Below are 10,703 nucleotides of genomic sequence, written 5' to 3'. Positions count from 1 at the left end.
CCTGAAGGAGACGCGTCCCACCGGCGTTAACCTGAGTTGGGCGCTGCAGCGCATGCGCGCGGTGGTGGGTCGCAACCCCAGCCGCCTGGTGAGCGAGATTACGCGGCTGCTGGTCAAAGAGGCGATGGCCATCATGGAAGAGGACCGCAAGATGTGCGAGCGCATCGGCCAGCACGGGGCGGCTCTCTTGCCAGCGCAGGTGTCGGTACTCACCCACTGCAATGCGGGCGCGCTGGCCACCGCCGGCTATGGCACTGCCTTGGGTGTGCTCTATGCTGCACGCGAGATGCGCAAAAAGGTCACCGTGTACGTGGATGAGACCAGGCCACTGCTGCAGGGCGCGCGCCTCACTGCCTGGGAGCTGCTCCAGGCCGGCTTCGACGTCACCCTGATTTGTGACGCGGCCGCGGCTTTCCTCATCCAGCAGGGGCGGGTGGACTGCGTTCTGGTGGGGGCGGACCGCATCGCCGCCAACGGTGATGTGGCCAACAAGGTGGGCACGTACAACCTGGCGGTGGTAGCCAGGTGTCATCAGATTCCGTTCTACGTTGCGGCGCCGAGCTCGACGCTGGACTTGGAGACAGCCACCGGCGCCGACATTCCCATCGAAGAGCGGGGCGCGGAAGAGCTCATCTCCGGCTTTGGGGTGCAAATTGCGCCGGCAGGCATCAAGGTCTATAACCCCGCCTTTGACGTGACGCCGCACGAGCTGGTGAGTGCCATCATCACCGAAAAAGGAGTGATCACCCCGCCGTTTGCGGAAAAGCTGCGAAATAGTGCTTGATTTAGTAAGAGTTTTGCCGTATATTTCGCCGTCATTGGCGGGGGTGGAAAAGTCTCATTCTCATGAGGGAGATGCAAGATGCAGAAACGGTTGATCGCTGTCGGGGTGCTGGTGCTTCTGGGAGCAAGCCTTGTCCTGTTGGGGTGCCAGTCCAAGGAAGTAACGTCGGCCAAGGTGTACATCCAGCAAGACGACTGGGCCAAAGCGACTGAGCAGTTAGAGATGGCGGTGAAGCTCTATCCCCAGGACGCAGAAGCCCATTTCCTGTTGGGGCAGGCCTACGCGCAGCGCGGGGATTTCCAGGGGATGCGCAGAGAGTTTGACGCCTCGCTGGCCATTTCGCCTCGTTTTGAGCCGCGCATTAAGCACGAAATCGAGCGACATTGGGTGTCCTATTTCAACAATGGCGTCAAGAAGGTGAACGCCGGACAGCTCGAGGCAGCCAAGAACGACTTCCAGACCTGTCTTGTCATCGATCCGAACCACATTGAGGCCTACAAGAACCTGGGCTACACCTATGTGCAACTGGACAGTCTGCAGCGAGCTATTGCCATGTACGAGAAGGTGGTGGAGCTTGCCCCAAATGATAAGGACGCCTATCGCTCTCTGACCTCGCTCTACATGCAGGCTGAGGAGTATCCGCAGGTGCTGAGGGTTGCTGACCGGCGGCTGGAGCTGGATGCCACCGACGTCGATGCCATCGCCAGCAAGGCCTTGGCCTACGACTACATGGGCGAGGGCGACAAGGCGCTGGGCGAGTACGAGAAGGCCTTGCAGCAACAGCCAGACAATGCAGATCTCCTTTTCAACCTTGGCCGCTTGCACTATTTGCGCGGCAACTACGAGCAGGCAATCGCGCAGTTTGAGAAGGTGATCGAGAAAAACCCCAACGACGCCGACGCCTTGGTGAACGTGGGCAACGCCTACTTGAGCATCGGCGATCAGATCAGAAAGCGAGCGGTAGAGGAAGAGGAGAAGGGGAAGCGCTTCACGGACAAAGAGATCGACGCCCTGAAGAAGGAGATCGAGAAGTATCACTGCGGTGCCATCCCCTATTTGGAGAAGGCAGTACAGCTCAAGCCGGAGAATGCGAACGCGTGGTACAACCTCGGCGTGGCCTATGTGAACTGTGGCCGCCGCGAGGATGGAGAGAAGGCCTTTGACCGCGCGGCTGAGCTGCGCAAGTAGCCGCAAGCAGAAATTGGCGTGCGAGGCCCCGCGTGCGCGGGGCCTTTTTGTTGGTAGCGCGGCACGTCTATGATCGTTCTTGGGGCGCGCGGGTCCAAGGTTAGGGTACAGTTTTCCCTTGATTTTGAGCAGTGTTTCGCGTAACTTCTTTTCAGCAGTTGAAAGTATCTTGTTGAGGCATGTGGCGGTGGGTGACGAACTTGAAATAGTCCGAGAGCGGATTAAGCGGCGCGGCGGGCTGCCGCGCCACGTGGCCGTCATCATGGACGGCAATGGTCGTTGGGCCAAGCAGAGGGGCTTGCCGCGCGTGGCGGGCCATCGAGAAGGGATAAACTCGGTGCGCGCGGTGGTGGAGGCCTGCGGCGAGCTGGGCATCCAGGTGCTGACGCTCTACACCTTTTCCACGGAGAATTGGCGGCGGCCGCGCAACGAAGTCTCGGCCCTCATGCGGCTGCTGCTTGACACCATCCGCAGCGAAGTGGACGAGTTAGACAAGAACAACGTGCGCCTGATGACCATCGGCCACATCGAAGACCTTCCGCCTGCGGCTCGCCGCGGCGTGATGGCCACGGTGCAGCGCCTGAGCAAGAACACAGGCTTGACGGTCAACTTAGCGCTGAGCTACGGTGGCCGCGTGGAGATCGTGGACGCAGTAAAGGCCATTGCCGCCGCTGCCCTGCGCGGTGAGCTGAAGCCAGAGCAGATCGATGAGGCCACGGTCTCGCGTTGTCTGTACACGCGGGACATTCCTGACCCCGATCTGCTCATCAGGACCAGCGGTGAGCTGCGCATCAGCAACTTCTTGCTCTGGCAGCTGGCCTACACCGAAATCTACGTGACTGATGTGCTTTGGCCAGATTTCCGCAAGGCAGAGTTCTTCGCCGCAATTGAGGCCTATCAGCGCAGGGAGCGTCGTTTTGGGCGAGTGAGCGAACAGCTCGTCGACGGCTGACGCCCCGGTGCTCCAGCCGAGGCAGTGACCGCGGGGTCTCCCTCCAGCGCTCCGCTTCTTCGCGATCTTACCCCATGTGCGGAATACCTGTGGTGGTCTTGTGCGCAGCTTCCTAAAACCTTGGCAGTTGGGGTCGGAACTTTGCCCGACAGGGCTCGGTTTAAGTGTTGGTTTTCTGGAGTCTCCCTTGTGATGAGGCGCCATGCGTGAACGTCGCTGGGTGTTGCTGGTGGTGGCTGTGCTGGCGGTGGTGGGATTGGTGGCCTACTACGGCTGGCGGATCAGCGGTGCCAGCCAGCACATCCGCAACTTGGTGATCGAGTCGGTCAGGCCTGCACTGGGCGAAGGCCTCTCGGTGGGCCACGTGGAGGTGGGCTTTGGTACGCTCCACCTTCGCGACGTACAGCTTGACCGTCGCACCTTTCTCCTGCATGCTGACGAGGTGCGCCTCGGCTTCAGTCTGGTGCGCCTCCTGTTGGGGGGACTCGAGTCCGCGCAAATGGGGGGCAACGCCCTCGTTGTCAATCCTCGTTTGACTATCCGCCGGCAGTCGGCCACCAGCAAGGCCCCGCTGGCACCCAGTGCGCCACAGCTGCAGCCTTCTCCCCCCGCTGCTGGCCAGAAGCCATTCGCTCTCCTGAGGGGACTCACGATCAGCGGCGGACAGATTATCCTTGCCGACAGCACAGGACAGCAGCTGGTGGTAGTGCGGGATGCTGAAGGGATGGCCGTGGCCGATCAGGGCACCCGCGCCTCTTTCCATTTGACCGGAAAGCTCTTCTCCTCCCGGGGGCGAAACCTCGACCTGCACGGGATCCTCGACCTGACGAGCCTGAAGCTGGAGCAGGCGGAGGTCGCCCTGCACGCTTATGACGTGAGCAAAGTCCCGCCCCTGGCGAAAGGGCAGATAGTTCCTCAGAAGGGAAACATCGAGGGATCCTTCGCGGTGCGATCAGCCCCGAACTGGCCCTGGGGGCTGGCGTTGACCGGCTCACTGCGACTTTCCGAAGGCAGCGTGCTCCTGCGCGGCACCGAGGTGGCGTTGGACGATCTCTCCGTTGCCATCGACAGCAAGGGTGACACCTTGGAGCTCGCCGCGCAAGGGATGGCGCAAAAGGCGGAGCTCACCCTACGAGGGCGCCTGTGGGACTTGCTGCGGCCCCAGTTGGACCTGGTGCTCAGCGGCCGGGGCATCGAGCTGGAGACGCTGGCCCCTGTCGTGGCTCCCTCGGCTAAGGTGCGGCTCTCCGGCAAGGCGACCCTGGAGGTGGCCTTGCAGGGGCGCCTGGACTCCTTGCGGGCCAGCGGCTGGGCGTCTTTTCCGCGCCTCAAAGTGGGGGCAGTCGCGGCCAGACAGGCACAGGTCGGTTTCTCCTATGCGGACTCGGTGCTCAGGGTTCGGCACCTGCGGCTGAACTGCTTCGGGAATAGTGTCGAAGGCGCGGCAACGGTGACCTTCACCCAGGCGGGAGCACAGCTCCAGGCGCAGCTCCGCGGCCGTGGGGATGCGGCTGGTGAGCTCCGCCGTGCACTCGCTGCGGCTGTGGCCAGCTGTCCGGATTCGTTCGCCGTGGAGGTTGGTGGCTCAGTGGCTGCCCCATGGGTGCGCGGTCGGTTCGGCCTGACTCTGCTGGACGAGCACGGGGCGGCCGTGCCTATGCAAGGGACGCTGGCTTACGCGGACCGCACGACAGAAGTGATAGCCCAGGGCCCGGGCGGTTTGCGTCTCCAGGCAGCAGTGCGCGGACGGCAGCTCTCCATCGAGGGACAGAACCTGCAGGGGCCGGCCTCGGTCTTGTGGAAGCTACCGGCCCGCGCGCAACTCCGCCGCCTTGAGTGCGATGTGGCGCTGCGCGGCCGCAGCGACAGCCTCGCCACCCTTGTGGAGGGGCGGTGGCGGGACGCCAACGACCTCGTCCACCCACTTCTGAGCGCAAGCGGGGTGCTCCTTGGCAGCAAACAGCGTCGCTCCTGGCGCAGCAGTACGAAGTTCTTCCCCGTGGACCGGGAGCCGGTTGATGGCGTGCTGGAACTGAACCTCCGCAAGGGGGTGGTGGAGCTGAGCCGCCTCATGCTGGGCGAATCGGTCACCGGCGGGCTCAAGATCGAGGGAGGCAAAATACAGGGGCGCCTGCGTCTGCGGGGGGCACCTCTGGAGTATTTCGCGCTGCTCGCGGATACGGTAGTCCAGGGTCAGCTGTCCGGCGAGATCAGCCTGGGCGGATCGACGAGATCGCCGCGCATCGAGGGCGCACTACAGCTTGCCAGCGCCTATTTCCATCGGCAGGGGCCTTTCGCTGGGGAAGTTGCCTTTCAAGTGCAGGATTCGACTGCCTCCCTCCGCCAACTGGCCATCCGCCATGGCTCTCGGCAGATCGTCAGCGCCGAGGGCCTGCTTGGACCAGGCCGGCGCATTGCACAGCTGAGACTGACCGGGGCTGACGTCGACCTTGCGACCGTCGTTGCGGCGGCGACCGGGAAGACGGAGGTGATAAGAGGGCAGGCTAACCTCCACCTCCTGGTGCAGGGCGGACCGCAAGGCGTGACGGTCAACGGCGACGCGACGTTGGTGGAGGGCCAGCTCTTGGGCGTCGCTTTCGACACCTTGCGCCTGGTCTTGGCAGGGCGGCCAGAGGTCGTTCCCGACGGAGCGAGCGGACGCGACTACGCCTGGATGCCTGTGCTGCGCCTGGTCCGGAAGGGGGCCTTCGGCATTCAGGGCAAAGGAGCGCTGCCTTTGAACCTCACGGACCCGATGTCCGTGGAGATCGCTGGACAGGGGGATCCGCTGGCTTTGGTGGACGAAGCGAGCGGTTTCGTCAAGGAGGCGAAGAGCCGTGGTACCCTGCATCTGCGCATCGGCGGCACCTTGGCAGCGCCGCGTCTCGAACAGGGAGAGCTGAACATCGAGCGCGGGGTGCTGCGCTTTGCCTCGGTCGTGCCAGTGGTCAAGGAGCTGCAGGGGACGTTGCGGTTGCACCCAGAGAGCCGCTTTGTGGAGGTGAGCGAGTTGCGCGGCCTCATGGGAGGCGAGCCCTTCGTCATCTACAATGTGCCGGCAGTGGGCAAGGAATATCGCCGGGCACTGCAGCCATTTGAACTAGAAGACCTCGGCGTCAGCCTCGGCATCCTCGTGGTGGAAACCTCCCCGGACGGCGTGGTGCTCAGTATTCCTGGGCTCATGGAGCCTGGCGAGTATGGGCGGTTCCAGCTGCTGGGTTACGGCAGTAATGACCGCTTCTGCATAGCCGGCCCTGCAGAGCGGCCTATCCTGTACGGCACCATGGTGCTCCATGGCGTGCGCTTCGGATACCCCTTCAACGGCGGCGGCCAGGGGGTGAGCCCGGAGGTGACCCAGCTGCTGGAAATGGTGGAATGGGATCTGCGCGTGGTTCCGGGCACCAACACCCGCTATGTGAAGAAGCTGCCAGGCGGCCTGGACAATGTGTACGTGACGCTGGACCTGGATGAGCGCTACGGGGGCCTGCGCTTCACCGGACAGCTGCGCGACGAAACTTTCCGCATCGAGGGCGAGCTCAGGTCGACCCGCGGCACGGTGGAGTACTTGGACATGAACTTCCGCCTGGAGCAGGCGGGCATCGAATTCGATCGCAACACGTTAGTGCCGGTGGTCTACGGCAGGGCCTACACGACGGTTGCCGATTCCAACGGCATCCCCTCGCAGATCTATCTTACCCTGGCCACCGTGGACCGGGCGCTGGAGGGGCGGCGAGTCGATGAGCGGGTGCTGGACCAGCGCTACCGCGCGCGCTGGGATGAGCTGCGCTTCCAGCTCTCCTCCGACAACGCCGCGCTGGGGAGCAACGAGGCGCAGCTCCTCGCCAGCTTGGGCTACACGCCTGAACGTCTGCGCCAAAAGACCGTGGATGTCATCGGCATCAGCGCCGACAATCTAGTCTTCCGTCCCCTTTTCCGGCCTTTTGAACGCCGCCTGGAACGTTACCTTGGCCTGGACGTGGTGCGCCTCAGCTCTCGCCTGACGCGCAATCTGATCGAGATGAACTTGGCGACCACGCCCATGCCCAGCAAGCTCTACCTGCTCCGCAGCAGTCGCTTGACCGTGGGCAAGTACCTGAGCGACGACCTGTATTTGGTCTACACCGGCCAGCTCGAGTCGGGGCTTGACTATCGGTACCAGGTGCCGGGCCTGGGCCTGCATCACACCCTTGGCCTGGAACTGCGCATCAACCCGAAGCTGCTGATCGAAATGGAGTACGATTACGACGGACTGCTGCTGTGGCGCAAGGACGATACCCGTCTATGGATCAGGCACTGGTTCCCCTTCTGAGCGCCATGGGAAAGGCACTTTTTTCCTTGGCAATTTTCTCGGGATTTTGTACATTGACAGCGCAAGAAATGGAGGTAGGATTGTGAGGTTTCGACCCCTCAAAGTGCTCATCGCCGGCCTGGCGCTGGTCATGCTGATGGTCAATGGCAACGCGCTCTTGGGCCAGACAGGCAAGCGCAGCGTCAAACTGCTGGGCCTGTCGGTGGAAGGCAACAAGACCGCGGACGGGAACATGATCCGCCTCAGTTCCGGCCTCACGGTGGGCAACCAGATCACCAGCGACGACATTCAGAACGCCATTCGGCAGCTCTGGAGCTTGGATATTTTTTCGGACGTGCAGATCCTGCTCGATCGCGAAGTGGCCGATGGGGTCTTCCTCAGCATCAAAGTGAGCGAGTACCCGCGGTTGGAGAAAGTGGAGATCGAGGGGAACAAGAAGCTCAAGAAGGAAGAGATCGACAACAAGCTGAACTTCTATCGCGGTCAGGTGGTCAGTCAGCGGGCTCTGCAGCGCGCGCGCAGAAAGCTCAAGGATGCCTACAAGGAGAAGGGCCATCTGCTGGCTAAAATCGACATGCAGGTGCGTCCCACCGAGACACCTGACCGCGTCGTGGTGCGCGTAGTCATCGACGAAGGGAAGAAGGTCCAGATCAAGAAGATCGACTTTCTTGGCAATGTCGCCTTCGACGACGGCAAGTTGCGCAAACAGATGAAGGACACCAAAGAGGACCGTTGGTGGCGCGGCGCGGACTTTGACCGGAAGAAATATGAGCAGGACCTCGAGAAGGTGGTGGAGTTCTACCACAACCACGGCTACCGCGATGCCGAGATCCTTCGTGACTCGGTCTACTACGGCAGCGCCGGCGACGATATGTACATCGCCATCTGGGTACACGAAGGGGAACAGTACCGGTTCGGCAGCATCACCTGGGAAGGAAACAAGGTCTATTCCCAGGAGGAGCTGGCCCGCCTGCTCGATTTCAAAGAGGGCGACATCTACGACAAGGGGAAGCTGAACAAGGCCGTTTTCGAAAAGATCGGCGGTCTGTACTACGACAACGGCTACATTTACGCCACCATCAGCCCCAAGGAGCGCCCAGTGGGCAATGACCGGGTGGACATCCACTTCGTGGTGATGGAGAACGACCAGGCGCACATCCACAAGATTCACATCACTGGCAACACCAAGACCAAGGAGAAAGTGATACGCCGCGAGTTGCGCATCCGGCCGGGCGAAGTGTTCAACCGCGAGCTGCTGATCCGCAGCCAGCGCGAGGTGTACATGCTCAACTACTTCGCCAACGTGGAACCCAAGGTGCAACCCGTGGACGAGAAGCAGGTGGACGTCGAGTTCAAAGTGGAAGAAAAGTCCACCGACACGGCGAACATGTCTGCCGGGTGGAGCGAGCGCGACAAGATGATTGGCAGCATCGGCGTGTCCATGAACAACCTGTTCGGCAACGGCCAGCGCCTGAGCTTTGATTGGAACTTTGGGCGCAGCTTCAGGTCGTTCATGATCAGCTTCACCGAGCCTTGGTTACTTGACACGCCCACGCTGGCAGGTTTCAGCTTTTACGACACAAGGCGGGACCCGCTGTACATCGGCTACCGGCAGCGCAGCCGTGGCGGTTCGCTGCGCGTGGGGAGGCGCTTCCGCTGGCCGGACAACTACTTCCGCGGGGACTGGATTTTCGCGGTGGACCAGACGCAGCTGTCGGACTTTTTGCCTATCTTGCTGGAGACCAACCCCTACTTCAAGCGTTACGAGGAGATGGGGCCATTAACCAGCCGCAGCATTGCCCAGATCATCTCCCGCAACAGCCTCGACCATCCGGAGTTTCCACGGCGCGGCTCGCAGGTCACTGTGCAGACGCAGATTGCCGGCGGCCCCTTGGGTGGCAACGTCGGCTACCACAAGCATCAGTTCTCCAGCGACTGGTTCCTGCCGGCCTTCTGGCAGTTGATCCTCCACTTGGGCCTGGAAGCGGGCTACATGGACGGGTTTGCCCGGGATTCGCGCATCCCGTACCTCGACCTGTTCTTCATCGGCGGCGAGGGGATGTCGCGCTCCACGCCACTGCGCGGCTATCAGGATCCACTGGCAGGTTACGCAAGCGCCATGGGTGACCGCGTACTGCTCAAGTACACTGCCGAGCTGCGCTTGCCTATCGTGCCCAACCCTACGGTGTTTGGCCTGATCTTCGCGGAGGCGGGCAATACCTGGCCGACCATGACGCGCACGGACCCCACCGACCTCAAGCGCTCCGTCGGCCTGGGCGCGCGCGTGTACATGCCCATGATCGGCATCCTCGGCTTTGACTATGCCTACGGCTTTGACAACGTCGACGCCAGAACAGGAGAGCGGCGTGGCAGGTGGGTGCCTCACTTTGTCTTTGGCAGAGGTTTTTGAGAAACAAGCGTGAACGGAGGAGCCGTCGCGTTCCGCGAGCGGCAGCAGTCTTATCAGCAAGCGCGAGGAGGTAACAGTGAAAGCACGCGTTTTGACCTTGGTGATGGGCCTGTTGGTCATTGCCCTTGTTGCCGACGCAGCATTGGCGCAGAAGATGAAGATCGGCTACATCAACTCGCAGAAGATCTTGCAGAACTACAAAGAGGCGCAGGACGCGCAGAAAAAGTTCGACGAGATCAATGCAGGTTGGGAGGCCCAGGTGCGGGAGATGCAGCGCCAGCTGCAAGAGCTGTCCGACCAGCTGGAATCCCAGAGCCTGCTGCTCAGTGAACAGCGCAAGCAGGAAAAGCAGCAGGAGATCCAGAACCTCTACATGAGCATCCAGCAGTTCCAGATGGAAAAGTGGGGACAGAATGGCGAGGCCTTCCGCAAGGAACGGGAGCTCATGGAGCCCATCATCAACTCCATCACCGCGGTGATCAAGAAGATTGGTGAGGCAGAAGGGTTCACCTACATCTTTGACGGCGTCAACGGCAACATCGTGTACGCGGCGCCAGACCAGCCAGACCTCACGGACCGCGTGATTGAGGAGCTCAACAAGAGCGTCAAGACCACCAGCTCCAAAGGTTAGAGGTCGGGGCAGCTGGCGAGCGACCCGTGGCGATGACGCTGGCTGACATCGCCGCCCGCGTGGGTGGCACGGTCACCGGGGATGGACAGGTGCGCATCACCGGTCTGGGCAAGATCCAGGACGCGCACCAAGGGGAGCTGACTTTCCTGGCCAACCCCAAGTACGCCAAGTTCGTCTCATCCACGCGCGCCTCGGCCATCATCCTCGGGCACGACTTTCAGGGCGAATGTCCCATTCCGGCCATTCGCGTCAAGGACCCCTATCTTGCCTTCCTCCGGGCGGTGCTGCTCTTCCATCCACCAGAGGAGACTTTGCCAGCCGGCGTCCACCCTGCGGCGGTGGTCGACCCCTCTGCTGAGCTGGGCGAGGGAGTGGCCATCGGCCCGCTGGCGGTGGTCGGCCGCCAGGTGCGCTTGGGGCGCAACGTCA

At 62.0% G+C, this 10,703-nt stretch carries 7 protein-coding genes; all 7 read left to right on the top strand.

Annotated features, from left to right (window positions below):
* Nucleotides 1–784: S-methyl-5-thioribose-1-phosphate isomerase (gene mtnA / locus H5U38_11630; protein ID MBC7187673.1), on the top strand; the 784-nt coding region annotated here is incomplete at its 5' end.
* A gap of 78 nt (nucleotides 785–862) precedes the next feature.
* Nucleotides 863–1,972, top strand: a complete 1,110-nt coding sequence (locus H5U38_11625; protein MBC7187672.1) for a tetratricopeptide repeat protein — start codon at nucleotides 863–865, stop codon at nucleotides 1,970–1,972.
* A 262-nt stretch (nucleotides 1,973–2,234) separates the two neighbouring features.
* Nucleotides 2,235–2,924, top strand: coding sequence for an isoprenyl transferase (locus H5U38_11620; GenBank protein ID MBC7187671.1), 690 nt, complete (start codon nucleotides 2,235–2,237; stop codon nucleotides 2,922–2,924).
* A 202-nt stretch (nucleotides 2,925–3,126) separates the two neighbouring features.
* A complete protein-coding gene (locus H5U38_11615) occupies nucleotides 3,127–7,233 on the top strand; it encodes a translocation/assembly module TamB domain-containing protein (protein ID MBC7187670.1) in 4,107 nt (1,368 codons plus the stop codon).
* Nucleotides 7,234–7,315: 82 nt separating this feature from the next.
* Nucleotides 7,316–9,643, top strand: coding sequence for an outer membrane protein assembly factor BamA (gene bamA, locus H5U38_11610; GenBank protein MBC7187669.1), 2,328 nt, complete (start codon nucleotides 7,316–7,318; stop codon nucleotides 9,641–9,643).
* Nucleotides 9,644–9,719: 76 nt separating this feature from the next.
* A complete protein-coding gene (locus H5U38_11605; protein ID MBC7187668.1) occupies nucleotides 9,720–10,274 on the top strand; it encodes an OmpH family outer membrane protein in 555 nt (184 codons plus the stop codon).
* Between the two features lie 26 nt (nucleotides 10,275–10,300).
* On the top strand, nucleotides 10,301–10,703 hold a 403-nt coding region (locus H5U38_11600; protein MBC7187667.1), incomplete at its 3' end, for a UDP-3-O-(3-hydroxymyristoyl)glucosamine N-acyltransferase.

It is taken from the genome of Calditrichota bacterium (assembly GCA_014359355.1).
GTDB lineage: Bacteria > Zhuqueibacterota > Zhuqueibacteria > JANLFK01 > Oleimicrobiaceae > Oleimicrobium.
This window is presented reverse-complemented; position numbering and strand designations above follow the sequence as displayed.

Bases quoted from the DNA above. Each gene is read 5' to 3' on its own strand.
- H5U38_11625 (MBC7187672.1), top strand. From the start codon at position 863: ATGCAGAAACGGTTGATCGCTGTCGGGGTGCTGGTGCTTCTGGGAGCA.
- H5U38_11620 (MBC7187671.1), top strand. From the start codon at position 2,235: ATGGACGGCAATGGTCGTTGGGCCAAGCAGAGGGGCTTGCCGCGCGTG.
- H5U38_11615 (MBC7187670.1), top strand. From the start codon at position 3,127: ATGCGTGAACGTCGCTGGGTGTTGCTGGTGGTGGCTGTGCTGGCGGTG.